This is a genomic window from Anaerovibrio lipolyticus LB2005, from assembly GCF_000621545.1.
Lineage (GTDB): Bacteria > Bacillota > Negativicutes > Selenomonadales > Selenomonadaceae > Anaerovibrio > Anaerovibrio lipolyticus_A.
Window position 1 is genome coordinate 242518 of sequence record NZ_JHYA01000002.1, and the last position, 24608, is coordinate 267125.

The 24608-nt window shown below is 45.2% G+C and carries 27 protein-coding genes and 2 riboswitches; of the genes, 26 read left to right on the forward strand and 1 reads right to left on the reverse strand.

What is annotated here, in order from left to right; translation table 11 throughout:
* Positions 1-3: 3 nt before the first annotated feature.
* From brnQ to T355_RS0102965, 18 genes are all read left to right on the forward strand, one after another.
* Positions 4-1377: a branched-chain amino acid transport system II carrier protein gene (brnQ, locus tag T355_RS13315; protein WP_037329703.1), complete on the forward strand. Its 1374-nt coding sequence runs from the start codon at positions 4-6 to the stop codon at positions 1375-1377.
* A 33-nt stretch (positions 1378-1410) separates the two neighbouring features.
* A riboswitch (FMN riboswitch) is annotated at positions 1411-1526 on the forward strand.
* 119 nt (positions 1527-1645) lie between these two features.
* A complete protein-coding gene (gene ribD / locus T355_RS0102885; RefSeq protein ID WP_027396441.1) occupies positions 1646-2734 on the forward strand; it encodes a bifunctional diaminohydroxyphosphoribosylaminopyrimidine deaminase/5-amino-6-(5-phosphoribosylamino)uracil reductase RibD in 1089 nt (362 codons plus the stop codon).
* Between the two features lie 13 nt (positions 2735-2747).
* Positions 2748-3386, forward strand: coding sequence for a riboflavin synthase (locus T355_RS0102890; protein ID WP_027396442.1), 639 nt, complete (start codon positions 2748-2750; stop codon positions 3384-3386).
* Between the two features lie 11 nt (positions 3387-3397).
* A complete protein-coding gene (locus tag T355_RS0102895; RefSeq protein WP_027396443.1) occupies positions 3398-4603 on the forward strand; it encodes a bifunctional 3,4-dihydroxy-2-butanone-4-phosphate synthase/GTP cyclohydrolase II in 1206 nt (401 codons plus the stop codon).
* 42 nt (positions 4604-4645) lie between these two features.
* Complete coding sequence (ribE, locus tag T355_RS0102900; protein WP_037329704.1) at positions 4646-5116, forward strand: 6,7-dimethyl-8-ribityllumazine synthase; 471 nt, start codon at positions 4646-4648, stop codon at positions 5114-5116.
* Positions 5117-5131: 15 nt separating this feature from the next.
* Positions 5132-6007 (forward strand): Hsp33 family molecular chaperone HslO, encoded by an 876-nt coding sequence (gene hslO, locus T355_RS0102905; protein WP_027396445.1) that lies wholly within the window; start codon positions 5132-5134, stop codon positions 6005-6007.
* 263 nt (positions 6008-6270) lie between these two features.
* On the forward strand, positions 6271-6462 hold the full coding sequence (rpmB, locus tag T355_RS0102910) for a 50S ribosomal protein L28 (protein ID WP_027396446.1): 192 nt from the start codon (positions 6271-6273) through the stop codon (positions 6460-6462).
* 233 nt (positions 6463-6695) lie between these two features.
* Positions 6696-7064 carry a YlxM family DNA-binding protein gene (gene ylxM / locus T355_RS0102915; RefSeq protein WP_027396447.1) on the forward strand — a complete coding sequence of 123 codons (369 nt, stop codon included), beginning with the start codon at positions 6696-6698 and terminating at the stop codon, positions 7062-7064.
* Complete coding sequence (gene ffh, locus T355_RS0102920; protein WP_027396448.1) at positions 7061-8416, forward strand: signal recognition particle protein; 1356 nt, start codon at positions 7061-7063, stop codon at positions 8414-8416. Before ylxM ends, ffh begins: the two co-directional genes overlap by 4 nt.
* A gap of 136 nt (positions 8417-8552) precedes the next feature.
* Positions 8553-8828 carry a 30S ribosomal protein S16 gene (gene rpsP, locus T355_RS0102925; protein WP_027396449.1) on the forward strand — a complete coding sequence of 92 codons (276 nt, stop codon included), beginning with the start codon at positions 8553-8555 and terminating at the stop codon, positions 8826-8828.
* 14 nt (positions 8829-8842) lie between these two features.
* A complete protein-coding gene (locus T355_RS0102930) occupies positions 8843-9073 on the forward strand; it encodes a KH domain-containing protein (RefSeq protein WP_027396450.1) in 231 nt (76 codons plus the stop codon).
* A gap of 81 nt (positions 9074-9154) precedes the next feature.
* On the forward strand, positions 9155-9562 hold the full coding sequence (locus T355_RS0102935) for a YlqD family protein (RefSeq protein ID WP_027396451.1): 408 nt from the start codon (positions 9155-9157) through the stop codon (positions 9560-9562).
* Positions 9534-10052, forward strand: coding sequence for a ribosome maturation factor RimM (rimM, locus tag T355_RS0102940; RefSeq protein ID WP_027396452.1), 519 nt, complete (start codon positions 9534-9536; stop codon positions 10050-10052). Before T355_RS0102935 ends, rimM begins: the two co-directional genes overlap by 29 nt.
* Entirely contained in the window at positions 10052-10798 is a 747-nt protein-coding gene (gene trmD, locus T355_RS0102945) for a tRNA (guanosine(37)-N1)-methyltransferase TrmD (protein WP_027396453.1), read from the forward strand. Before rimM ends, trmD begins: the two co-directional genes overlap by 1 nt.
* A gap of 223 nt (positions 10799-11021) precedes the next feature.
* Complete coding sequence (locus T355_RS0102950; protein WP_027396454.1) at positions 11022-11246, forward strand: FeoA family protein; 225 nt, start codon at positions 11022-11024, stop codon at positions 11244-11246.
* Positions 11247-11248: 2 nt separating this feature from the next.
* On the forward strand, positions 11249-13171 hold the full coding sequence (gene feoB, locus T355_RS0102955) for a ferrous iron transport protein B (protein WP_027396455.1): 1923 nt from the start codon (positions 11249-11251) through the stop codon (positions 13169-13171).
* Between the two features lie 14 nt (positions 13172-13185).
* The gene (locus T355_RS14920; RefSeq protein WP_071997152.1) at positions 13186-13335 is read left to right on the forward strand and encodes a FeoB-associated Cys-rich membrane protein; all 150 of its coding nucleotides are present in this window, start codon (positions 13186-13188) and stop codon (positions 13333-13335) included.
* Positions 13336-13439: 104 nt separating this feature from the next.
* A riboswitch (ZMP/ZTP riboswitch) is annotated at positions 13440-13522 on the forward strand.
* A gap of 55 nt (positions 13523-13577) precedes the next feature.
* Positions 13578-14795 carry an OFA family MFS transporter gene (locus T355_RS0102965; protein WP_331279574.1) on the forward strand — a complete coding sequence of 406 codons (1218 nt, stop codon included), beginning with the start codon at positions 13578-13580 and terminating at the stop codon, positions 14793-14795.
* Between the two features lie 99 nt (positions 14796-14894).
* Here T355_RS0102965 and T355_RS14615 read toward each other — a convergent pair whose 3' ends face one another.
* Positions 14895-15260, reverse strand: coding sequence for a helix-turn-helix domain-containing protein (locus tag T355_RS14615; protein WP_051555330.1), 366 nt, complete (start codon positions 15258-15260; stop codon positions 14895-14897).
* Between the two features lie 173 nt (positions 15261-15433).
* Here T355_RS14615 and T355_RS0102975 point away from each other — a divergent pair, with 173 nt between their 5' ends.
* The 8 genes from T355_RS0102975 (at position 15434) to T355_RS0103010 (ending at position 24510) form a co-directional block, all read left to right on the forward strand.
* On the forward strand, positions 15434-16882 hold the full coding sequence (locus T355_RS0102975) for an HD domain-containing phosphohydrolase (RefSeq protein ID WP_051555331.1): 1449 nt from the start codon (positions 15434-15436) through the stop codon (positions 16880-16882).
* 15 nt (positions 16883-16897) lie between these two features.
* Complete coding sequence (locus T355_RS13325) at positions 16898-17263, forward strand: response regulator (RefSeq protein ID WP_051555332.1); 366 nt, start codon at positions 16898-16900, stop codon at positions 17261-17263.
* An 11-nt stretch (positions 17264-17274) separates the two neighbouring features.
* Positions 17275-19548, forward strand: coding sequence for an ATP-binding protein (locus T355_RS13330; RefSeq protein WP_051555333.1), 2274 nt, complete (start codon positions 17275-17277; stop codon positions 19546-19548).
* A gap of 17 nt (positions 19549-19565) precedes the next feature.
* A complete protein-coding gene (locus T355_RS0102990) occupies positions 19566-20762 on the forward strand; it encodes an FIST signal transduction protein (RefSeq protein WP_027396458.1) in 1197 nt (398 codons plus the stop codon).
* Positions 20763-20828: 66 nt separating this feature from the next.
* Complete coding sequence (locus T355_RS0102995) at positions 20829-21758, forward strand: LysR family transcriptional regulator (protein WP_027396459.1); 930 nt, start codon at positions 20829-20831, stop codon at positions 21756-21758.
* A gap of 19 nt (positions 21759-21777) precedes the next feature.
* Entirely contained in the window at positions 21778-22722 is a 945-nt protein-coding gene (locus T355_RS0103000; RefSeq protein ID WP_027396460.1) for an ABC transporter substrate-binding protein, read from the forward strand.
* 13 nt (positions 22723-22735) lie between these two features.
* Positions 22736-23728, forward strand: coding sequence for a FecCD family ABC transporter permease (locus T355_RS0103005; protein WP_027396461.1), 993 nt, complete (start codon positions 22736-22738; stop codon positions 23726-23728).
* The gene (locus tag T355_RS0103010; protein ID WP_027396462.1) at positions 23728-24510 is read left to right on the forward strand and encodes an ABC transporter ATP-binding protein; all 783 of its coding nucleotides are present in this window, start codon (positions 23728-23730) and stop codon (positions 24508-24510) included. The genes T355_RS0103005 and T355_RS0103010 overlap by 1 nt, the downstream gene beginning before the upstream one ends.
* Positions 24511-24608: the final 98 nt, after the last annotated feature.

The window sequence follows — 24608 nt, forward strand, 5'->3', positions numbered from 1 at the left end:
AATGTGAATGAAAAATTGAGTTGGAAAAATTATCTTTTTGTTGCCAGTATGCTGTTTGGTATGTTCTTTGGCGCTGGTAACATTATCTTCCCTGTTCATCTGGGACAGGCGGCAGGCAGCAACGTGTGGCCAGCTATTGCCGGCTTCATTTTGACTGGTGTGGGTATTCCTATTTTGGCAGTGGCAGCCATTGGTATGTCCGGTGGTAACGGCTTGCAGGATTTGGCCAGCCGAGTTAACAAAAAGTATGCCATGTTCTTTACTTGCATGCTTTATTTAACAATTGGTCCTTGCTTTGCTATTCCTCGTTGTGCCACAGTTCCATTTTCCATGGGTATTGCGCCAATGATTACCGGCGTAAGTCCTGAAATGGCACTTTTTGGTTTTTCTTTGGTGTTTTTTGCCATTGTCATGTTCTTTTCCCTCAGACCAAGTGGAATTGTTACCTGGGTTGGAAAGATTTTGACACCTATTTTTCTTGTATTCCTTGGAAGCCTTCTGCTGGTTGCCTTTGCTAACCCAATGGTGAACAGTATTGCCAATATTGCACCATCTGCAGATTATGAGTCTGGTGCCTTTGCCAAGGGCATTTTGGAAGGCTATAACACCATGGATGCCATGGCTGGTTTGGCTTTCGGTATTATTGTAGTAAACAGTATGAAGAATCTTGGCCTGCGAACCAATGAGGCTATTGCTTCTTCCACTATTAAGGCCGGTGTTCTCAGCGGTATAATCATGTCCGTTATTTATTTGATGATTATCCTCATGGGTACCATGAGTATGGGAGTATTCCCAATGGCTGAAAATGGCGGTGTAGCTCTGTCTGATATTTCTGGCTTCTACTTTGGTGCCGCTGGCGTATTTGTATTGGCTGGTATTGCTACATTTGCTTGTCTTAAAACAGCTATTGGCCTTGTAACCAGCTGTTCTGAGACCTTCTGTGAAATGTTCCCGGGTGGTCCTGGATATCGTACTTGGGCCTGCATCTTTGGGGCAGTTTCCCTGTTAATTTCCAATGTTGGACTTACAGCGATTATAGTTTATGCTATTCCAGTGTTGATGTTCCTGTATCCATTGACCATTACCCTAACTTTGTTGGGCTTGATGGGTGGCTATTTCAATCATTCCAAGTGGGTATATGGCATGGTTACCTTCTTTACCCTTATTGCGGCTGTATTTGACCTTATGAATGCACTGCCTAAGGAATTGGCTGGTTCTGCCTTCGTATCCTCTATGGTTGGCTTTGCAACTGAGTATCTTCCTTTCTTTGCCCAGGGCTTCGGTTGGCTGGTACCTGCCATGGTGGGCTTTGCAATTGGCCTTGTGATGTACAAGGTGAAGGGCGAATGCAGTAACCATAAGGTTGCAGTGGGATAAGTGATGTGTTACAATGGTTAATGGAAATACAGATACAGTCTTTGGGGCAGGGTGTGATTCCCTACCGGCGGTATAGCCCGCGAGCCGTTTTGGCATGACACGGTGAGATTCCGTGGCCGACAGTATAGTCTGGATGAGAAAAGACTTGTATGTACATTGTTTTTGTGTGCATTTGGGGCTGTTGAAGAGTTTCTTTCTTCAACAGCCTTTTCTATTTGATATAGGCTGTTCTGTGTATCTCATTTTCTATAGGAAAGAGGTGATAGAATTGCAGGATGAGTTTTATATGAGTGAGGCCCTGCGGGTGGCCAGAAATGCCACTGGCAGAACGTCGCCAAATCCTTTAGTGGGTGCTGTTATCGTCAAGGATGGCAGAATCATTGCTGAAGGCTGGCATCGTAAGGCTGGAACTCCCCATGCTGAAATTCATGCTCTGAATATGGCCGGTGAGCTGGCCAAAGGGGCAACAGTATATGTTACCTTGGAGCCATGCTCCCACTATGGTCGGACAGGTCCATGTGCCAATGCGCTGGTGGAAGCAGGGGTAGCCAAGGTGGTAGTGGCCATGCTGGATCCAAATCCAAAGGTGGCGGGCCGAGGCGTAAAAATTCTTCAGAATGCGGGCATTGATGTTGTGACCGGGGTGCTGGAGGAGGAAGCAAAAAAGCTCAATGAGGTATTTCTAAAGTGGATTACCAAAGAAATGCCATTTGTGGCGCTAAAGACCGCCATGTCACTGGACGGAAAGATTGCCACAGCCACGGGGCAGTCCCAGTGGATAACCAACGAGGCCTCCAGATTGCGAACCCATGAGCTGCGGGATGTCTACGATGGTATTATGGTGGGTATAAACACCGCCATTAAGGATAATCCGAGTCTTACTACAAGGCTCCCCGATAATATGGGAAAAAATCCTGTGCGTATAGTGGTGGACAGTAAAGCAAGACTGCCATTGGATTCCAATCTGGTAACTGATGGTAAGGCCCAGACCATAGTGGCCGTATCTGGTGCAGCCAGTGCCGGGGCGGTCCAGGACCTTAGGGATGCAGGAGTTCAGGTGATTTCTGCTGGTGAGGACAAAGTGGATTTGCCCCAGCTGTTAAAGAAATTGGCTGAAATGAATATCTGTTCAGTTTTGGTAGAAGGCGGCGGCCAGCTTAACTTCTCTATGCTGAAGGCGGGGCTTGTGGACAAGATTTATGCCTTTATTGCACCAAAGCTAATTGGAGGCAGAGACGCCCTTACTCCGGTGGAGGGGGATGGCTTTGGTGAGCTAAGTCAGGCCGTGGAGCTTGAAAATGCAGAAACTGAGCTTATTGACGGTGATATTCTTATTACAGCCAATGTAGCGAAGTAAAATGGGTGATTAGATGTTTACAGGAATAATTGAAGAGGTTGGCTCTGTGCACAGCATTGGTGGCGGGAACCTTACTATAAAGGCTTCCAAGGTCCTTCAGGATGTGCAGCTGGGAGACAGCATTGCCGTAAATGGCGTATGCTTGACGGTTACCAGATTCGACAGGGGCAGCTTTGATGCCGATGTGATGCCGGAAACTATTCGTCGTACATCATTGGCAGAGCTAAAAAAAGGCAGCCCGGTTAATTTGGAAAGGGCCCTTACCCTGCAGAGCCGTTTGGGTGGCCATATCGTCAGCGGTCACATTGATGGAGTAGGGTATATTGTTTCTCTGAAGGAGGAACAGAATGCTGTGCTGATGAGGATTTCCGCAGAGAAGGATATTTTGAGACATATCGTGGAGAAAGGCTCTGTGGCTCTTGATGGTATCAGTCTTACAGTGGCGGAGGTTACTGACAGTGATTTTACCGTTTCACTGATACCACATACACGGCAGGTGACCAATTTGTCCAGCAAAAAAACGGGCTCAACAATTAATATTGAAAATGATGTTATCGGAAAATACGTGGAGAAGCTCATGCAGCCTCAGGAGACACCTAAGGAAAATGTAAGCCGTATCACCATGGATTTTCTGAAAAATAATGGTTTTTAAGGAGCGAGATTATGTCAGATTTTGCAACAGTTGAAGAAGCAATCGAAGAAATTCGTAAAGGAAATATGGTAGTCGTAGTTGACGACGAGGACAGGGAAAATGAAGGTGACCTTATTGTTGCCGCCGAGACATTGACCCCTGAGCACGTCAACTTCATGGCTACTTATGCCAAAGGGCTTATTTGTACCCCTATGGAGGCAGAATATTTGGATCGGTTGGAGATTTTCCCAATGGTGTCCAATAATACTGATAACCATGAAACAGCATTTACTGTATCTGTGGATGCTGATACCACCACTACAGGTATCTCCGCCTTTGAGCGTTGTGAAACCGTAAAACGCCTCATTGACCCAACGGCTAAGCCTGAGAATTTCCGTCGTCCGGGTCATGTATTCCCATTGCGCAGTGTTCCAGGCGGTGTGCTCCGTCGCGCTGGCCATACCGAAACTACTACTGATTTGGCTAAGCTGGCAGGACTTGCTCCAGCAGGCCTTTGCTGTGAGATTATGGATGATGACGGCCACATGATGCGTACTCCACGCCTTATTGAGTTTTCCAAGGAGCATGGTCTGAAGCTCATTACTGTAAAGGCTCTGATTGAGTACAGAAAGCGTACTGAGTGCTTCGTGGAGAAAATTGCCGAGGCAGATCTTCCTAGCAAGTATGGCCACTTCCGCATTCATGCTTATGAGAGTAAGCTGGACGGCAAGTGCCATTTGGCTATTGTAAAGGGCGATGTTAAGGGCAAGGAGAATGTTTTGGTTCGTGTTCACTCCGAGTGTCTCACTGGTGATGCCCTTGGTTCCCTGCGCTGCGACTGCGGTGAACAGCTGGCTACAGCCTTGAAGCGCATTGAGGCTGAAGGGGAAGGTATGGTTCTTTACATGCGCCAGGAGGGCCGTGGCATTGGTCTTGGCAACAAGATGCGCGCTTATGAGCTGCAGGATCATGGCAAGGATACTGTAGAAGCTAATGTACTGCTGGGCTTTGCTCCAGATGAGCGTGACTATGGTATCGGTGCCCAGATCTTGGCGGATATGGGACTGACCACCATTCGCCTTATGACAAACAACCCTGCAAAGCGTGCCGGTCTCGAGGGCTATGGCCTTAAGATTGTGGACAGAGTGTCTCTGGAGGTACCTACCAACGAGTACAACCAGAACTATATGAAGGTAAAGAAGACCAAGATGGGTCATATTTTAGCTGAAAAAATCTGATTTTTGTTTTGATAATACAATCTTTTTATGGAGGAATATAATATGAAAGAAGTTAAAGTTTTGGAAGGTATGCTTAATGCTCAGGGCATGAAGTTTGGTATTGTTGTTGCCCGTTTTAATGAGTTTTTGACATCTAAGCTGCTTGGTGGCGCTTTGGACACCCTACATCGTCATGGTGCTGATGAGGATGATATTACTGTAGCTTGGGTTCCGGGAGCCTATGAGCTGCCATTGGTTTCCAAGAAGATGGCTGAGTCCGGCAAGTACGATGCTATTATCGCTTTGGGTACTGTAATCCGTGGTTCTACCACCCATTATGATTATGTTTGCAACGAGGCTGCCAAGGGCATTGCCCAGGCCAGCATGTCCACCGGCGTTCCTGTAACCTTCAGTGTTGTTACCACCGAGAATATCGAGCAGGCTATTGAGCGTGCTGGTACCAAGGCTGGTAATAAGGGTGCTGATGGTGCCATGACCGCTATTGAGATGGCAAATCTTTTAAAGCAGCTCTAAGATAGGATTGATGAAATGTCTGATACTTTAGTAAAAGCAATTACCAAGGGCGTAAGGATATACGCGGCAGTTACCACTGATCTGGTAAATGAGGCTATCCGTCGTCATGACTGCTCTCCAACTGCAGCAGCAGCTCTTGGACGTACCATGACGGGTGCCCTTTTGATGGCAGCTAACCTTAAAAATAAGGAGGCTCTTACAGTCAGCTTTCAGGGAAATGGCCCATTGGGCTACATTACCGCTGACGCTACTCCTGAGGGCTATGTACGTGGCTATGTGGGGAATCCCCATGTGGATCTCCCATTAAAGGAAAATGGCAAGCTGGACGTGGGTGGTGCAGTAGGTCAGGGTATGGTGCAAGTAACCCGCTTCACCGGTCTTGGCGACCCAATGCGGGGCAGCTCGGAAATCGTGTCCGGGGAAATTGCCGAGGATCTTACCAATTATCTCTTTGTATCTGAGCAGACAGCCTCCAGTGTGGGCCTTGGCGTATTGGTGGGTACTGATCGCAGAGCAATGGCCTCTGGTGGCTTTATCCTTCAGATGATGCCGGATGCTGACGAGGAGATTATTACCCGTGTGGAGGAGGCTCTGAAGAAGGTACGTCCTGTTTCCTCCATGATTGCTGATGGCGTTGACGCCAAGGGAATTATTGCGGAGCTTATGGCAGATTTTGATGTGGATTATCTCACTACTACGGATCTGGCCTTTAAGTGCAAGTGTAACCGTGAAAGAATCGAGGATGTTCTTCTTAGCCTTAGTCATAAGGATATGGAGCAGCTGGTACAGGATGGCCATGCTGAGGTATGCTGTCAGTTCTGTGGCGAGAAGTACCAGTATGAAAAGGACGAGCTGGAGCATCTCATGAAGCTGGCAGACGGCGTAAGATAATTAATTTTGTGTTAAATGCAGGGGCTTTATGATTGAGCCCTTGCATTTATTTTAGAAAAATGATAGTATAGTCAAGCAACAGATTATACAGTTGAATGCAAGATGAACTTGGCGTTATGGACAGCAAAAATAATTGCTGCCAAGGGGTTGCATTTGACAGCCTTATTGTGCTATAATCTTTTTGTTTGTGTGTATAGGACTATGTACAGATAATTTACATATATGCGACTATGCGCCGATGAAACGTTAAGGAGGTGTGCTATATGGCAAGTTTATGTGAAGTATGCGGTAAGGGTGAGCTGTCCGGTAACAATGTCAGCCATTCCCATCTGAAGACCAAGCGCTCCTGGAAGCCAAATATCCAGCGCGTACGTGCCGTTGTAGAAGGCGAAATCAAGCGTGTAAATGTTTGCACTCGCTGCCTGCGTACCGGTAAGGTTGAAAGAGCCCTCTAATTTTGTGCAAAATATCGATTGATATATCATAAGAAAAGCCGATAACGGAAGTTATCGGCTTTTCTTATACTATCTTAAAAGCAGCTAGAGAGTGCAGCGTTCCGCATGGGTATCTCCGGCTGGTATTTTAAATATATAAATATTTGACAAGGAAAAATACTTGACAACCTATAGGGGGATGGCTATAATAACTATGGTCGGGATAAACTGTGCCTTGAAAGTGGGTGTTTTCAATGCTTGAACAGCGTTTATATCTGGCAGAGCTCTTTGATATTTACGGGCCACTGCTGACGGATAAACAACAGAAGTGTTTAAGTATGCACCTTTTTGAGGATTTCTCCATGTCAGAGATAGGGGAGGATTTGGCAGTTTCCAGACAGGCTGTATATGATATATTGCACCGCTCGGAGCAGACCATGGCAGCCTACGAAAAAAAGCTCGGTTTGGCACAGCGCCTTAGAGAACAGCGCCATGAGCTTACTGAGATTTATGATGATATTTCCCAGCTTTCTTCCAATAAAAAGATTGATGAGAAGGAAGCAAATCATATACTTATGAAGCTTGCTCCATATACCAGCAAGGTTCAGGAGGAATTAGATTGATTTTTGAAGGTTTGGCAGATCGTCTGCAGGAAACATTTAAAAAGCTTCGCGGACATGGCAAGCTCACAGAGGATGACGTAAATGAAGCCATGCGGGAAGTGCGAATGGCACTTCTTGAGGCCGATGTAAACTTCAAGGTCGTTAAGGACTTTGTAAAACGCGTAAAAGAGCGTGCCATCGGTCAGGACGTCATGGAGGCACTTACACCGGCTCAGCTCGTTATCAAGATTGTTAATGAGGAGCTCACAGAGTTGATGGGCGGCTCCCAGAGCCGTATCAATATGTCCCCAAATCCACCTACTATTATTATGATGGTGGGTCTGCAGGGTGCTGGTAAGACTACCTCAGCTGGTAAGTTGGGTCTTTCCCTTAAAAAGCAGGGCAAGCGCCCGGTGCTGGTTGCGGCAGATATATATAGACCAGCGGCTGTTACTCAGCTGCAGGTAATTGGTAAGCAGCTGGATATTCCCGTATTCTCCATGGAGCCGGGTACTGATGCTGTTACTATAGCAAAGTCATCTTTAAACTACGCATTCACTCATGCCAATGATGTGGTCATCATCGATACCGCTGGTCGACTTCACATCAATGAAGAGTTGATGCAGGAGTTAAAGGATATAAAGGGTCAGGTGAAGCCACACGAGATTCTTCTGGTGGTTGATGCCATGACCGGTCAGGATGCTGTAAACGTAGCTGAGAGCTTTAATAAGGACTTGGGCCTTGATGGTCTGGTGCTTACAAAGCTGGATGGTGATTCCCGCGGTGGTGCGGCACTTTCCGTAAAGGCAGTTACTGGCTGTCCTGTAAAATTTGTGGGTATGGGCGAGAAGCTGGAAGCTTTGGAGCCATTCTACCCAGATCGCATGGCTTCCAGAATTTTGGGAATGGGCGATGTCCTTTCCTTGATTGAGAAGGCCCAGGCCACCTTTGATGAGGCGCAGGCCAAGGAAATGGAGAAGAAGTTCCGCAAGGATGACTTCACTCTGGATGATTTCCTTGCCCAGATGCAGCAGATCAAGAAATTGGGTTCCCTGGAAAATATAATGAGCCTTATTCCTGGCATGGGGGATATAAAGAAAAAGCTTGGCGACAGAGAAATTGACCTTAATGGCAAGGAAATGCGTCAGGTGGAGGCAATTATCCGCTCCATGACACCAAAGGAAAGGGCAAATACAAGCATCATCAATGGCAGCCGCAGAAAGCGTATTGCAGCAGGCAGCGGCACCAGAGTGCAGGATGTCAACCGTCTTTTAAAGCAGTTTGAGGAAATGCGCAAGATGATGAAGAAGGTTAAAAAGATGCAGGGAGGCCGCAAAGGCTTCGGAGGCTTCAAGCTTCCATTCATGCATTAAAACCTCATCCGCCCTTCGGGCACCTTCCCTCCCTACGGGACTAGCTTCGTGTCGCAGAGGGGAAGGCTTATTGTTGACGTATATCTTCTATACTTTAGAATTTAGATATACCATTTCTTAAGGAGGTGAATTTCAAATGGCAGTAAAGATTCGTCTGAACCGTATGGGTGCTAAGAAGTCCCCATTCTATCGTATTGTTGTAGCTGATTCCCGTGCTCCACGTGATGGCCGTTTCATCGAGGTTGTTGGTAACTATGACTCCACTAAGGAGCCAGCAGTTGTTAACATCGACGAAGAGAAGGCTCTTGAATGGATGGCAAAGGGTGCACAGCCTACTGATACCGTTCGTTCCTTATTCTCCAAGCAGGGCATCATGGCTAAGTTTGATGCAGCTAAGCATGCTAAGAACTAAGAAAGAGGCATAGCATGAAAGAGATAGTTGAGATTATCGCGAAGTCCCTGGTAGACAATCCTTCCGCAGTTGTTATCAACGAGAAGGAAGAAGATAATGTAGTCATCTATGAGCTTCATGTTGCTACAGAGGACATGGGTAAAGTAATTGGCAAGCAGGGCCGCATTGCAAAAGCATTGCGTACCGTTGTCAAGGCTGCTGCTACTCGCGAGGATAAAAAAGTTAATGTAGAAATCATAAGCTGAGGCATCGGCTTAATATGCGGCAATGTGTGTCCAATTTAGGGGATGCTTGCCGCAATTTCTATAATTGGAGGATTTTTTACGATGGACAGTGTATTGGTAAAGTTCCCAATGACCATTAAGGCTAAGCTGACTGAAAAGCTGAGAGAAAAGATGCTGGAGGAGTTCCGTACCGGCATCAATCAGGCCCAGCTTGAAATTCAGCAGATTAACATCCAGGAAAATCGTGCTGTTTCCGAGGTCGGTGAAGAAGACCAGGAGCAGTTGGCTATGATTCATCAGCATTTCGGTATTGAGCGTCAGAAGCGTGAGGATTTCATTGCTCAGACTGAGGCTCGTATCACTGATACTGAGAAGCTGGTTCTGGGTGCAGAAATCGTTCAGGGTACTACTGAGCGTTTCGTTGAACTGAAAAAAGGCGACAATGTTCGTGACCAGTTTAATGTGGAGGTTGTTGTTGAAGATGACGTTATCATCGCCATCCGCAGCTGATAATCGAATTGTCATTGGTAAAGCAGGAGCTCCTCACGGTATTCGTGGCGAGCTCCGTGTTATTCCTTTGACAGATTTTCCAGAGCGGTTTGAAGAATTAAAAGAGGTTTATGTAGGTGATGAGCTGCTGGATGTGGCTTCCGTAAAATACCACAAGCAGTTTGTTATCCTTAAATTTAAGCAGTATCCTTCCCGTGAGGAGGTAGCCAAGTTTACCGGTTCCTTGCTCTACGTGGATAAGAAGGACGCTATGCCTCTTGAAGAAGGGGAATATTACACCTTTGACATAATTGGCCTGGAGGTCTTTGACATGGATGGCGTATCCCAGGGCTTTGTTACTGATGTATTAAAGACTGGTGCCAACGATGTTTATGTGGCTTCCAAGAAGGGTGAGGCCAAGCAGCTGATGATTCCTGCCCTTAAAGCTGTGGTAAAGGAAATCAACATCAAAGAGGGCCGCATGTTTGTGGATATGCCGGAGGAAATCTGATGCGAATAGATATTCTTTCCCTTTTTCCTGCCATGTTTGATGGTCCCTTTGGGGACAGCATTACAAGACGGGCAGTGGAGAATGGTATTCTTGACATAAAGATTACCAACCCCAGGGATTTTGCAGAAGGCAAGCATCAGCAGATGGATGATTCTCCCTTTGGCGGCGGCAGTGGTATGGTTATAAAGCCGGAGCCTATGTTTAAAGCAGTCCGCCATGTGAAGGAAACAACGGATTATGCCAATCGGCGGGTGCTTTTAATGAGTCCCGAGGGTACTGTATTTAATCAGGCCAAGGCCAGAGAGTTGGCCCAGTATGATCAGCTGATTTTTATTTGTGGTCATTATGAGGGCTTTGATGCCCGTATAAGTGAGAATCTGGCTGATGAAATCATTTCCATAGGGGATTTTGTCCTTACCGGCGGTGAGCTGCCAGCAATGATTATTACAGATGCGGTGTCCCGTATGCTGCCCGGAGTATTGGGCTCTGAGGAATCTGCACCAACGGATTCTTTCTATAATGGCCTGTTGGAGCATCCCCAGTATACCCGTCCACGGGAATTTGAAGGTATGGTGGTGCCAGATGTGTTATTGTCCGGTGACCATGCCAAGATTGCCAAGTGGCGCCGTGAAAAATCCTTGGAGATTACCCTGCGCAATCGTCCAGATTTGCTGGAAACAGCAGAGCTGACCAAGGACGATATTAAATATCTTAATCAATTAAAAGAGCAGAATATACAGAAATAGCAGTTATCGCTTTATGCGGCTAACTGCTATTTTTTGTTTTGTTTAAAAAGATGTGACAAAAACAGCAATTTCCTTGAAAATGATAGCTCTTTTCACTTGACAAACAAAATGAGAAAGGGTATCATTGTCTATGCTAATGAAAGTAATTATCGTTTTAATAATTTTATAACGTGGAAGTTGTAAAGCCCTAAAACGATGAATAGAGTTGTAGGGAGGTATGAAAATGACTCTTAAAGAGTGCAAAACTGGCATGTCCGTGAGAGTGGAGAACATTGGTGATTCATTATTAAAAGAGCGGCTCATGACTATGGGACTTATTCCAGGTACTACTGTGAAGGTACTTCGCTCGGCACCGTTGGGTGACCCAATGGCAATCGGTATTCGTTCTTATAACTTGGCAATGCGCCGTGAAGATGCAGACAAGATTGAAGTTACGCAGGTGGGATGATAATGGCAACAATGGCAATGGATAATAACATCATAAGGGTAGCACTTACTGGTAATCCTAATACTGGTAAATCTACTATTTTTAATGAAATAACCGGGGCTAGACAGAAAATTGGTAACTGGCCTGGTGTTACAGTAGACAAGAAGGAAGGTCATGTGACCTTCGAGGGCAAGCACATTCAAGTAATTGATTTGCCTGGTACATACAGTGTAAATGCAAGAAGTCCTGAGGAAAAAATCGTAATTGATTATTTGCAGGAAGCTCAGTTGGATTTGGTAGTGGATGTTATTGACTCCTCCAACTTGGAAAGAAACCTGTTCTTGACTGTACAGCTATTGGAAAAGGGTATTCCACTTATGCTGGACTTGAATATGCAGGACGAGGCAAAGCGTCGTGGCATTAAGATTGATGTCAAGAAGCTGGAAAAGAAGCTGGGTTATCCGGTGTTACTTACCGTGGCACGGGATGGCAAGAGCATAAAGAATCTCCTTAATGTATTTACCTCCGTTTCCATGGAAAGCTATGGTCCTAGTGAAGATCTTCAGGCCCATATTGCCAAGATTCAGGAAATCGAGAACAGCGGTCTTACTGGTATGGACCTTCAGGAGGCAATCATCAAGCAGCGTTATGCGTTTATTGATGAGATACTGGCTGATGTGGCTGAGTTCTCCAGTGTGGGTTCCACCCTTACTGAGAAGCTGGATTCCGTTCTGGCCAATGGCGTTTTGGCATTGCCATTATTCTTGGCTATTCTCTATGCTGTTTTCCAGATTACCTTCGAGTGGATTGGTCAGCCGATTGCTGATGCTTTGGAGGAGGTTATTACCGGCGACTTTACCGAATGGGTAGCTGGTGCTCTGGAAGGGGCCGAGGTTGCCGATTGGATGCAGGCACTTATTCTTGATGGTATTATTGGCGGAGTTGGTTCCGTTATTATTTTCGTTCCTCTTATTTTCATGCTGTTCTTCTGCTTGAGTTTCCTGGATGGTACTGGTTATATGGCCCGTGTTGCGTTCATCATGGATCCTATTATGCGTCGGGCTGGTCTCAGCGGTAAGAGCGTTATGCCTTTGATGATGGGCTTTGGCTGTGGTGTTCCTTCCATCATGGGCGCCCGTGCATTGGATAATGAAAAGGACCGTATTCTGTCCATTTTGGCAGCGCCTTTCCTGACCTGTGGAGCGAAGCTGCCTATCATGGCTCTTTTCGCTGCCATGTTCTTCCCAGATAATGCCGCTAATGTGGTATTTGCTATGTATATCGTGGGCGTAGTTATGGCAATTGTTTCTACTAAGCTGTTAACTGCGGCCAAATATAAGGATGAAACAGCTACCTTCCTGTTGGAGTTACCTCCATACAGAATGCCAGATATGAAGACCGTTCTTCTGGAAACCTGGGATAAGGGTAAAGGTTATCTGGTAAAAGCTGGTACTATTATTTTTGTTGGTTGCGTACTCATTTGGTTCTTGGGTGCATTTAATATGGATGGTATGGTAGAGGAGCAGAGTGAGTCCTTCCTGGCTTCCATCGGTGCAGTTGTTGGTGCCCTCTTTACCTTCCATGGCTTTGGCAACTGGGAAGCTGGCGCAGCCGTTATTTCCGGTATTTTGGCCAAGGAATCCGTTGTTTCCACTATCGGTGTTCTTTATGGTCTCCCAGATATTTCTGCCGAGGCTGAGGATGCTGTAGAGACTGCTGAGGCCCTTAGTGCTACTGGTATGGCAGCGGCCTTCACCAGCCTGTCTGCTTTGGCCTTTATGGTATTCTCCCAGATTTATACTCCATGTGTAACTGCATTGGGTACCATTAAGAAGGAAACCAACAGCTGGAAGATGATGTTCTTCGCCGCTGGTTATATGTTTGCTTTGGCATGGGTAGTTTCTCTGATAGTATACCAGGGAGGAAAGTTGTTGGGCTTTGAATAAAGGAGGCTCCTAATATGGCAACTTACGTAATTGGTTTAATACTTTTGGTATTACTCGGTTTTGCCGGACGTCATGTGTGGAACAATTTCCGTTCCGGAAAGCATGATTGTTGCGGCTCAGATTGTGGCTGCGGTTGTGGCAGCAACTGTATCAGCAGAAAATGAATAATTAAAACTGGAGAAATATTGTACTGATGTACAGATAGTTCTCCAGTTTTTTTTATTGACATGTATTGGAAAAAAATATAAAATGATTGCGTTGAAATGAATAGGTTTTTCGGTGCTGACGGATCAGTGGAGTTCACCACATGTACCGAAAAACCATGATAAGCCGACCGTCTGGGCAAGGATTTGTCCGGACGGTTTTTTGTTTTCGGCAAATCCTTTTTGTGATGCAGAAAGGATTGATGTACATGCGAAATCGTTGGCTTATTGCCCTGGCTGCCATTGGGATTCACATATCCATCGGCAGTGTCTACGCTTGGAGTGTATTAACCAAGCCTATTATGGCCGAGATGGGAATTACCCTGAAGGAAACCACCTGGACCTTTTCACTGGCCATTCTCTTTCTTGGCCTGTCAGCCGGCTTTTTGGGCAGCTTTGTGGAAAAGCTGGGACCAAAGAAAAGCGGTCTTTTGGCTACTCTGTTTTTTGGTACGGGGATGCTGGGTACAGCCTTTGCTGTTGAAGCAGGCAGTCTTGCCATGCTGTATCTGTTTTATGGTATTATCGGTGGTATAGGCCTGGGGATTGGCTATATTACACCAGTATCCACATTGGTAAAGTATTTCCCTAACCATCGGGGCTTTGCCACTGGCCTTGCCATTATGGGCTTTGGCTTTGCAGCTCTTGTGGCTGGTCCTGTTATGCAGTATCTCACAGGAGAATTTGGCTTAAGAAACAACTTTCTGATATTGGGTGCAGTATATATTGTGATTATGAGTATGTCTTCCCTTTATTTAAAGGCACCAGTAACGAGCAGTGTTGCTGAGGCGGCAGAGCACACCCATCAGGGGGCTACAGCCAACGAGGCGGTAAAGACATGGCAGTTCTCCGCTCTTTGGTGGATTTTCTTCGTAAATATCACCTGCGGTATTGGCCTTCTTTCCGTGGCTTCCCCAATGGCCCAGGAGGTAGTGGGCATGGATGCGGCAGCAGCTGCTTCTATGGTAGGTATTATCGGCCTTTTAAATGGTGCGGGACGAATAATCTGGTCCACAGTTTCTGATTACATTGGCAGGGGTATGACATATATTATGTTTTTCCTTATTGAAATTGCCGCCTTCTATCATTTGGCCAACACTGTGGATGCCATGGTATTCCAGCTTCTTATTCTGCTTATTATTAGCTGCTATGGTGGTGGCTTCTCCTGTATGCCAGCCTATCTTTCCGATTTGTTTGGTACAAGAGAGCTTAGCGCCATCCACGGCAGAATTCTCACCGCCTGGGGGCTGGCAGGTATTGCAGGCCCATCTATTATCGCGGTGTTTAGGGAAAACACCAGCGGCTATGATTATACGCTGTATTTCTTTGCCGGCTGCTTTGTGATTAACTTCCTTATTGCTCTTGTGCTGAAGACCTATGGCCGCCGCAAGAGAGTACATGCTCTTGTTGAATCTCACTGATAAAAATAAGATCAATATTTAACATAATTATTGAAAGTAATAATCACTGGTGTAGGGCTGATGATCAGCTCTAAGCCAGTGATTTTTGTTTGTGCTGTTTTATTTTTCTTCTATATATGGTTCCAGACATACGGAAACGATTCTTTGGATATGCTCTGGGGCTTTGTGGTAGGCATCAAGAAGCTTTTTGTCAGATTTATTATCAGGGTTCGGGTCCTCAGGGGCCGGGGAGATGATATCAATGGCCATTGGTTTTTGCTTTTGGGATTTTCCGGACATATAATCCATATCCACCTTGAAAAACTTGGCAAAAATATCCAAAACCTCAAGGGTAGGTTCCCGTTGTCCGCTTTCATACATGGAAATAGCGTTTTGGCTTATTTTGGATAACTCGGAAAATTCCTTTTGGGTCAAGTCCTTTGCCAGCCGCAATTCCTTTAATCTATGTGCAAAATCTGTACTCATAATCGCCACATCCCCTAAATGTATATCTTGTTTTCTATTATACAGTAATTCTTACTAAAAAGACTACTATTCTGCCCTTTTCAATGGTATAAAACATTTTGACAAATAGCTTAAATAAGGTAATATATAAAGTAGGGGATTTATACGAAAATTCATTACATGATGGTGATAATATGGAACATGATGTAAGACAATTTGATGGGGAAAATACCGGTGATACTGGTGAAATAATAAAGCAATTAACTTTTTTGAATACCCAGGAGGGCCTCCAGCAATGTATGGACGATGAGGACTTTTATCTGGATATTGTCAGCACCTTTGTGGAGGATAATGTTCTGGAGGATATGCAGACCTGTTACTTGGGGAATGACTGGAGTGGATATAGGGTAAAGGTTCATGCACTGAAAAGCTCCTCTGCTTATATTGGTGCTGAAGAGCTGCGGGCAAAAGCGAAGCGCATGGAGGATGCGGCCAAGCAGGAGGATGTTGAATATATCAACATGAACCATCATCATCTGGTGGCTATGTATGAGGATTTACTGAGAAACATCACTGCGGTGTTGCCAAAGCGCATAAATTTGGAGGCCAGCTCCCAGATAAAGCAGTTTACGATTTTTGTGGTGGATGACAGCCGCCTTAATCGTCAGGTGGTGGTTGAGGTTCTTTCAAATACATATAATATTGAGGAGGCAGCCTCCGGTCAGGAATTTTTTCAGCAGCTGGAGGAAGGGATTCTGCCTGATTTGGTGCTTTTGGATGTGCACATGCCCCGTGAAAATGGGCACGATATTATCGGAAAGCTGAAGGCAGATGAAAGGTATGTTCATATTCCCGTGGTGTTTATGACCCATGATAACGATTTGTCCACGGAGCTGCAGGGCTTTAAGGAAGGAGCAGTAGATTTTATAACCAAGCCTCTTAATCCGGCACTGCTGATGGCGAGAATAAACAGAATTTTGGATTTGTATTATTTGCAGTCAAAGCTCCAGGAGGAAATCCAGATCAGAACACAGGCCATTCTGGACAAAACCCAGCAAATGACCATTATGTTTGAGGAGATTATTCAGGCTCTGGCCAATACTATTGATGCCAAGGATAAATACACCAAGGGCCATTCTGACAGGGTTTCAAAATATAGCGTAATGATTGGAAAACAGCTTGGCTATACGGAGATGCAGCTGCTGCGTTTAAAATATGCGGCCCTCCTTCATGATATCGGCAAGATAGGTATTCCGGATGGGATTATCAATAAAACAGGTCCTTTGACGGATGAGGAATTTGAGATGGTAAAGACTCATCCTGTTATTGGCGGCGATATATTAAAGACGATAACCTCAGTGAAGGATATTTATGATGGTGCCATGTATCACCATGAACATTATGATGGCAGTGGGTATCCGGAGGGATTGTACGGCAAGGGGATTCCAGAAATAGCCAGAATCATCAATGTGGCTGATTCCTATGATGCCATGACCTCACACCGTTCATACAGGGGGATGCTTACACAGGAAAAGGTCAGAAGTGAGCTGGAAAAGGGACTTGGATCTCAATTTGACCCTATAATAGGCAGTATTATGCTGCAAATAATTGATGATGACTTTGGATTTACGCTACATGAATAGAAGGGAGATCTTTTCATGAAGAAAATATTAGTTGTAGATGATAATGTGGTTAATCTAAAATTTGTGGACAAAATGCTCAAGTCAAACGAGGAATATAAGCCTGTGCTGGTTCCAAGTGGCAGCAAGGCGCTTCAGTTTTTGTCGAAAAATGTTCCAGATCTGATTTTGTTGGATATTCTCATGCCAGAAATGGATGGTTATCAGGTGCTTGAGGAAATCAGAAAAATGCCGGGTGTGGCAGACGTTCCAGTGTTGTTTTTGACAGCTGAAGAGGATGAGGGGCTGCAGGAGAGAATAAAGACAGTGGGAGCACAGGGCTTTTTGCTGAAGCCGTTTAAGCAGGATGCTTTGCTTAAACTGGTAGGTCAGTATTTGGCATAGGAGGTAACGTGATGCAGGATAATGAGGCGACCTTGAAATCGCTGCAGATTGAGCTGAAACGTGCCAATCGTGAGATAAAGCGTCTTCAAAGAGAAAATAACATCCTTGCGGCACTGGCGGAGCAGGCCAATAAGTTCCGTGAATACAGCGAACACTCCAAGGGCCAGCAGGTTTTTTATAATGCCATGCTGCTTCAGAATTCACCGAATATATCTATAATGTTGGATATGGACTTGAATACAGTTATGGCCACGGAGCCGTTTTTTCAGCGTTCCAGCTATACTTTTGAGCAGGTTAATGATGGCGTGTATATTTATGACCTGTTCGAGGGCCTTATGGACAATATCGGGCGTCGCCACATTGAGGAAATGTGCAAGGAAACCAGGGACGAGGGAAAAAATATCCAGTACATGGACCGCATGGAGGTTCATGGTATGGAGGAGAATTTTGATATTTATGTAAGACCGGCTATTAATCAGGATAAGGAAATAGCAGGTGTTATGCTGATTATGGTGGATATTACCGATATTATCAGGGCCAAGGAGAGGGCAGAAAGCGCTGACAGGGCCAAATCCAGCTTCCTTGCCAATATGTCCCATGAAATCCGGACTCCAATGAATGCCATAAATGGTATGTCGGAGTTTATTATACGTGACACTACGGATTCCTTTGCCAGAGAAAATGCATTGCTGATAAAGAGTGCATCAGCTTCACTGTTGGCCATTATCAACGATATTTTGGATTTTTCCAAGATAGAAGCGGGCAAAATGGATATTATCAATACCCCATATCAGATGTCTTCCATCATTAATGATGTTATGACCATGATTAGTATTCGTCTTAAGGATAAAGATGTGGAGCTGATTATGGATATTGACGAAAATATCCCTTATAGCCTGATAGGTGATGAAATCCGTATCAAACAGGTTATGGTAAATCTCCTGAATAATGCAGTTAAGTTTACCCATAACGGATACATCAAGATGAAGATGTGGTTTGAAAAAATGCCGGAGGGAAATGCCGTTAAGATTTTCTCCTGTGTGGAGGATACTGGCTGTGGTATTAAGCCAACGGATCTGGTAAAGCTGTTTTCCAGCTTTGAACAGGTGGATACAAAGAGAAACCGCTCAGTGGAGGGCACTGGTTTGGGCCTGGCCATCAGTAAGCGCCTTTGCCGCTCCATGGGAGGAGATATTACTGTAGACAGTATTTACGGCAAGGGCAGTATATTTACATGGACTGTGGTCAATAAGGTGGATGACTGGAAACCAATGGGCAAGCTGAACAAGGATGATAGTCTGTTCCAGCGCAAGCTCTTTAAATATAACTTTACGGCCGAGGAGGCTACTGCTCTGATTGTGGATGACAACAGAGTAAATCTGAAGGTGGCTGAGGGGATGCTGGCACCATACAAGGTTAAAACAACTTGTGTGGAGAGCGGTGCTGAGGCCTTGAACCTGTTGACCAATGAGAAATTTGATATCGTGTTTATGGACCACATGATGCCGGTTATGGATGGCGTGGAATGTATGTATAAGATACGTGAGATTCCGGGGTGTCAGTATACGGTAGTCATAGCTCTTACGGCTAATGCCATCAGCGGTATGAAGGAGCAGTATTGTGAATACGGCTTCCAGGGCTTTTTGGCCAAGCCTATTGAGGCCAAGGAGCTTGACGAGTGCTTAAAGCAGTTCTTGCCGGAGGAGAAGATAAATAAGCTGGAAAAGCCATTTACTTCCCAGACGGATACTATTGATCAGGATATATTAAAGCAGGTGTATACTGATGGCCGAAAGAAGATGAAGCTGTTGGGCAGCCTCATTGAAAATGAGGATTATGCTAACTATATCATCGAGGTTCACGCACTTAAGACAGTGGCGGCCATAATCAATCAAAAGGAGCTGTCCCAGATGGCCAGGGAGCATGAAATGGCCGGCAAGGACGGTAACTATGACTTTATACGCCGAAACTTTGATAAGCTCATGGCAAAGTATGCATCAGTTATAGCCTATCTGGGTGATTATTTTGCTGATGATATTTATGATAAAAAGGAAGAAGAAAATTTAGTAGAGATTTCTCAGCAGGAGATGGACCGTATTATAGATAGTATGGAATCGGCCATTGGAGACTTCGATCTGGATTTTTTCGAGGAGCTGAGAACCAAGCTGTCCAAGTTCAAGGTAAGCGACGAGCAGCGTGAGCTTTTGAACAAGATGAAGGATGCAGGAAATGATTTTGATTATGATGCTTTGGAGGAGCTGATTAATCAATGGAGTAAAACGTAATTTTAGAGGTGAATAGAATGCGGTCATTAGCCGTTTTTACAAAAAATATGGATGACCTGGATTTGGGTGTGGCGGAGCTTAAGGAGAAGCTGAAGGATTTTAAGCTTGGCAGAAACTCCTTGGGAGTGGTGTTTGCCCACGCAGAAACAGATTTTGAGGAATTAGGAGAAAAGCTGAGGGAAGAATTCAACTTTCCTATTATGGGTTGTAGTGCCATGTCACTGTTTTCAGAGCAGCAGGGATATGCAAAGGAGGGTATTTCCTTCCACGTTTTCACTGCTGATGATTGCAGCTTTGCCGCCGGTATGACGGCAGAATTGACAGAGGACAACTATAAGGCGGAGATAAAAAGGACTTTTAATAAGCTAAAAAATGATTTGGGAGGATGGAGACCAAAGGTAATTATTACCTACGCAGTAAAAAATCCGAAGATACCCGGTGATGAGTTTGTTAATGTCCTTGATGATGCCAGCGGTGGAATACCTGTTTTTGGAGGCTTCTGCTCTGACAATTTTGTGTTCAGTGAATGCAGTGTAATGCTTAACTCCCAGCAAAGCCACTCCGGGATGGTTATGGTCCTTATTGGGGGCGATACCAAGCCAGTGCTCAAGGGCGAGTTTTCCGTGGAAACTGTGGCCGATTTTGATGAGACTGTGACGGAAGCCAGGGGAAATGTGGTTTATAAGCTGGGAAACAAAACTATGGTGGAGGCCCTGCGGACAGCTGGATTTAACTTGGATGCCAAGGACTTGGTGATGCAATTTGTTGGTTCGCCGTTTCTTGTGACCTTTACATCTCCTGAGGGCGATGAAATTCAGGTTATTCGCAATCTCGACGGTATTGATCTGGAAAACGGCGCTGGAGTTTTTCTGGGCAATGTGCCTAAGGGAGCCCATATTCAGCTGGCCATGTTCAGCCGAAAGGATGTGGTCCAATCTGTAGCAAAGGCAATTCAATCCGCCATTGTGGATGTGGGTAACGAACATAAATACGAGTATACATCTGCCATTATTACTTCCTGTGTTTCACGGCTTATGACCTTTACAAATGATGATATGGTGGATGAGACCAAGGGATACTCTGCGGTTGTACCTCGTAATATCAGATTCTCGGGAATGTACTCCTATGGCGAATTTTGTCCTATAATTTCCAAAGCAACCGGCAATGTCCATAATTGCTTCCATAATACAACCTTTTGCTTTATTGTTTTGTAATTAATATATAGAGTGCGAAAAGCACCGATTTTTATGATTTGAAATGAAATGTTTGGGGGCATAATAATGGATTTTAGACAGTTGGAGTATTTTTGTGCCATCAGCAAACTGGAAAACTTCACGAGAACTGCTGAGTATTTGCATGTTTCCCAGCCATCGGTAACAAAGGCCATTAAGGCACTGGAAAGTGAGCTGAAGCTGACACTTATTGACCGCCGCCAAAAGCATGTTACCCTGACTAAAGAGGGAAAGGCATTTTTGCTTCATGCAGAAAAGATTATGAAGGATGTGGAGGACACTAAAAATGATATGGCCCGTTTCCAGCAGGAAAAGTTGGGTACGGTTCATTTCGGTATTCCTCCTATGGTGGAAGCCTATCTGTTTCCGGATCTTTTCACCAGCTTCAAGGATATGTATCCAGATATGAGCCTGGATGTGAAGGAGTACAGTGATTCCACCGAGGTTTTGCAGAAGGCAGACAAGGGGGAGCTGGATTTTGGAATTATCTTTACAGATAAATTGAGTGACAGCGACCATGAAATGCTGATTCAGACAGATAATTTAAGCTTGTGTGTCAGCCCGGAATTGGAGCTGGCAAATAAAAATCATATTGAATTTGATGACCTTCGCAATGAACAGTTCATTATGCAGCAGTCCAATACATATCAGTATCAGCATGTATATGAGCGTTGTGTTGAGCGTGGATTTGTACCGAATATTTTGCTTTGTACTACCCAGCTGAAAACCATAAAGCAGTTGGTGGCCAACAGACTTGGTATATCTGTACTTCCGGATTTTGTCACCAGGGAGGAAACTAAATTCGTCCGTCGTCAGCTAACTCCGCCTCTTACGGTTCATATTTGCCTGTATTGGGGAAAGGATAAAGAGCTTAACGATAGGGATGAGAGATTTTTGAATTTCATGAAGCAATATATAGCTTCTGATGAATTTATTAAGAACTTCCAGCCAGTTAAAAAGGACCAGCTGGAAGGCTGATTAACTGGAGGGATGTTCTATGAAATTTTTGAAATCTGCCATGCTTATAGTATTATCTCTGATGCTGTTGAGCATGGCCGGTTGTGGCAGTAATAATGCCACCCAGCAGAGCAGTAATGGTAATGAAATCGTTATTAATGATGATTCGGGCAGGAAGGTGGTGCTTCCTGGTACTCCAAAGCGTATCGTGGTACTGTCAGCGTCATTTTTGGAGCCATTACATCTGGTGGGCGGAAATATCGTAGGGCGTCCAACATCACAGGTTGCTCCGGATTTTGCCAAGGATATTGAAGTAGTTGGCAAGTCAATTCAGATTGATGTGGAAAAGGTTTTGTCCTTAAATCCCGATTTGGTGGTTATTCATCAAGGGGTAAATGAAAAGCTCATAAAAGTATTGGAGGATAATGGTATTCCGTCTATTGTGCTTAAATCCAAGACCTATGAGGATGTAAAGCGCGAGCTGGAAATCTTCGGACAGGTAACTGGGGAAAAGGAGAAGGCGGCAAATGCTATTTCCAAAATGGACAAGGAAATTACCGCAATTAAGGACAAGCTCCCTAAGGAGGAAAAGCGGGTAGCAGTGCTCTTTAGTTCCTCTCAGAATCTTAATATTCAGCTTAGCGGCAGCATTGCCGGTTCTGTGGTAAAGGATTTTGGCTGGAAAAATGTGGCAGAGGGACTTACCCCAATGGAAAAGAATCCAGATGCTACCCCATACAGCATGGAGACCATGGTTGAGCAGAATCCAGAGATTCTCTTTGTGGTTACCATGGGTAATGCCAAATCCCAGGAGGATAATCTCCTGGGGGAAATGAAGAAGAATCCGGCTTGGAATGCTATTAATGCGGTACAGAACAACAAGGTATATTTCCTTCCGCAGGATTTGTTTTTGCTGAGTCCTGGGCTGAAATACCCTGACTGCTATAGGGAAATGGCCAAGAAGGTATATCCTGATTTGTTTTAAAGGAGCATAAAAATTGAGCGATAATAAAAGCAGTGTTAAGTGGCGAATATCTATTTTGGCGATATTCGCCATTTTGGCCGCCGTAGGCTTTTTACTTAGCATAATGTTGGGTTCTGTGTCCATTCCGGCCCAGGAGGTGCTGGATTCCCTTATGGGAAATGCCACGGGTACCCATGAAAAAATATTAAACAGCATCCGTCTGCCAAGGACTGTGGTGGGTGCTCTGGTGGGCATGAATCTTGCGTTGTCTGGTGCCATACTTCAGGCAGTGATGAAAAATCCGTTGGCGGATCCACATATTATAGGTATTTCCTCTGGTGCTGGTATTGCGGGTATTATGGTGATGCTGATTTTCCCCGGTTATGAGATGTTTGTTACTCCCGTGGCCTTTGTGGGGGCTATGCTAGCTGCAGTGTGTATTTATATTTTAGCCTGGAAAAATGGTATACGGCCTGTACGCATTATTTTGGCTGGTGTGGCCGTGTCTGCCTTTTTGGGTGCAGGCATTTCAGGCATGATGATTTTTAACAGTGATAAGATTCATAATGCTCTTATGTGGATGGTGGGAGGACTTTCGGCCAGAAGCTGGCCTCATGTGACTATGATTTGGCCCTATTCTCTGGGGGGCGGTATTCTTGCCCTGCTGGCATCCCGTCACATCAATATTTTGCAGCTGGGAGATGAAGTAGCTAAGGGTCTTGGAGTAAGAGTTGAGCTTACCCGTATTGTCCTTACAGCTATTGCGGCTTTGTTGGCTGCCAGTGCGGTGTCTGTGGTGGGACTTTTGGGCTTTGTGGGACTTATTGTGCCACATGCTGCCCGCCTTATAGTGGGTTCTGATTATCGTTTCTTGTTGCCTGCTTCAGCCCTTTTGGGTATTGGTGTGGTGACGATTTGTGATACGGTGGCTCGGGTGGCCTTTGCTCCTGTGGAGCTGCCAGTGGGTATTTTAATGGCGGCATTTGGAGCTCCATTCTTCTTGTTCTTGCTAAGGAGGGAGCTGTAATGTCAATTGAAGCAAAAAATCTGTCTGTTACCATAAATGACAAGGTTATTTTGGAAGGAATCAATGCCACCATACCAAATGGAAAAATAACTTCAGTAATCGGTCCTAATGGAGCAGGGAAATCAACACTATTAAAAGCAGTGGCTGGCATTAACAGCAATTACGGTGGACAGGTTATTATAGACGGCATTGACTTAAAGAAAATCAAGCGGAAGGAGCTGGCCAGAAAATTGGCAGTGCTTCCCCAGGGGATGCAGGCTCCTCCGGATGTAACCGTGGAGCAGTTGGTGGATTACGGAAGGTTTCCTTATCGGAGCTGGTTTAAAAAGAGCAACCAGATTGAGGATGAGGAAGCGGTGGAATGGGCTATGTCTGAAACCAATGTGTCCCATTTAAGACATCGCCAAGTTATGTCGCTATCTGGTGGTGAACGACAGCGGGCATGGATAGCTATGGCTCTGGCCCAGAAACCGGAAATTCTCATTTTGGATGAGCCAACCACTTATCTTGATATTGCCCACCAGCTGGAGGTTATGGAAATCGTCAAGCGCCTCAACGAGAACTGGGGCATTACGGTGGTGATGGTGCTCCATGAGCTGAATCAGGCGGTGAAGTATTCAGATTATCTGGTGGTGGTAAAGAATAAGGGCATTTACACCGCAGGAGCCCCGGACAAGGTAATGAATGAAACCTTCCTAAAGGAGGTCTTCGGCGTCCGTGCTGAAGTGTTTTCCAATGAACGGGGAGAACAGATTCTGACCCCTGTGGAAGTGCTGAGATAGGGCGTTATCCACCTAAGTAGTCCACCATAGTTTAAACTTGTAAAATCCCTTTTATTATGGTAGTATATATGCTATGTGGGCACAATGAGGTCAATAAT

Excerpts from the sequence above, each read along its gene's own strand:
- T355_RS0102890 (WP_027396442.1), top strand. The coding sequence starts at position 2,748 with ATGTTTACAGGAATAATTGAAGAGGTTGGCTCTGTGCACAGCATTGGT.
- T355_RS0102895 (WP_027396443.1), top strand. The coding sequence starts at position 3,398 with ATGTCAGATTTTGCAACAGTTGAAGAAGCAATCGAAGAAATTCGTAAA.
- ribE (WP_037329704.1), top strand. The coding sequence starts at position 4,646 with ATGAAAGAAGTTAAAGTTTTGGAAGGTATGCTTAATGCTCAGGGCATG.
- hslO (WP_027396445.1), top strand. The coding sequence starts at position 5,132 with ATGTCTGATACTTTAGTAAAAGCAATTACCAAGGGCGTAAGGATATAC.
- rpmB (WP_027396446.1), top strand. The coding sequence starts at position 6,271 with ATGGCAAGTTTATGTGAAGTATGCGGTAAGGGTGAGCTGTCCGGTAAC.
- ylxM (WP_027396447.1), top strand. The coding sequence starts at position 6,696 with ATGCTTGAACAGCGTTTATATCTGGCAGAGCTCTTTGATATTTACGGG.
- rpsP (WP_027396449.1), top strand. The coding sequence starts at position 8,553 with ATGGCAGTAAAGATTCGTCTGAACCGTATGGGTGCTAAGAAGTCCCCA.
- T355_RS0102930 (WP_027396450.1), top strand. The coding sequence starts at position 8,843 with ATGAAAGAGATAGTTGAGATTATCGCGAAGTCCCTGGTAGACAATCCT.
- T355_RS0102935 (WP_027396451.1), top strand. The coding sequence starts at position 9,155 with ATGGACAGTGTATTGGTAAAGTTCCCAATGACCATTAAGGCTAAGCTG.
- rimM (WP_027396452.1), top strand. The coding sequence starts at position 9,534 with ATGACGTTATCATCGCCATCCGCAGCTGATAATCGAATTGTCATTGGT.
- trmD (WP_027396453.1), top strand. The coding sequence starts at position 10,052 with ATGCGAATAGATATTCTTTCCCTTTTTCCTGCCATGTTTGATGGTCCC.
- T355_RS0102950 (WP_027396454.1), top strand. The coding sequence starts at position 11,022 with ATGACTCTTAAAGAGTGCAAAACTGGCATGTCCGTGAGAGTGGAGAAC.
- feoB (WP_027396455.1), top strand. The coding sequence starts at position 11,249 with ATGGCAACAATGGCAATGGATAATAACATCATAAGGGTAGCACTTACT.
- T355_RS14920 (WP_071997152.1), top strand. The coding sequence starts at position 13,186 with ATGGCAACTTACGTAATTGGTTTAATACTTTTGGTATTACTCGGTTTT.
- T355_RS0102965 (WP_331279574.1), top strand. The coding sequence starts at position 13,578 with ATGTACATGCGAAATCGTTGGCTTATTGCCCTGGCTGCCATTGGGATT.
- T355_RS14615 (WP_051555330.1), bottom strand. The coding sequence starts at position 15,260 with ATGAGTACAGATTTTGCACATAGATTAAAGGAATTGCGGCTGGCAAAG.
- T355_RS0102975 (WP_051555331.1), top strand. The coding sequence starts at position 15,434 with ATGGAACATGATGTAAGACAATTTGATGGGGAAAATACCGGTGATACT.
- T355_RS13325 (WP_051555332.1), top strand. The coding sequence starts at position 16,898 with ATGAAGAAAATATTAGTTGTAGATGATAATGTGGTTAATCTAAAATTT.
- T355_RS13330 (WP_051555333.1), top strand. The coding sequence starts at position 17,275 with ATGCAGGATAATGAGGCGACCTTGAAATCGCTGCAGATTGAGCTGAAA.
- T355_RS0102990 (WP_027396458.1), top strand. The coding sequence starts at position 19,566 with ATGCGGTCATTAGCCGTTTTTACAAAAAATATGGATGACCTGGATTTG.
- T355_RS0102995 (WP_027396459.1), top strand. The coding sequence starts at position 20,829 with ATGGATTTTAGACAGTTGGAGTATTTTTGTGCCATCAGCAAACTGGAA.
- T355_RS0103000 (WP_027396460.1), top strand. The coding sequence starts at position 21,778 with ATGAAATTTTTGAAATCTGCCATGCTTATAGTATTATCTCTGATGCTG.
- T355_RS0103010 (WP_027396462.1), top strand. The coding sequence starts at position 23,728 with ATGTCAATTGAAGCAAAAAATCTGTCTGTTACCATAAATGACAAGGTT.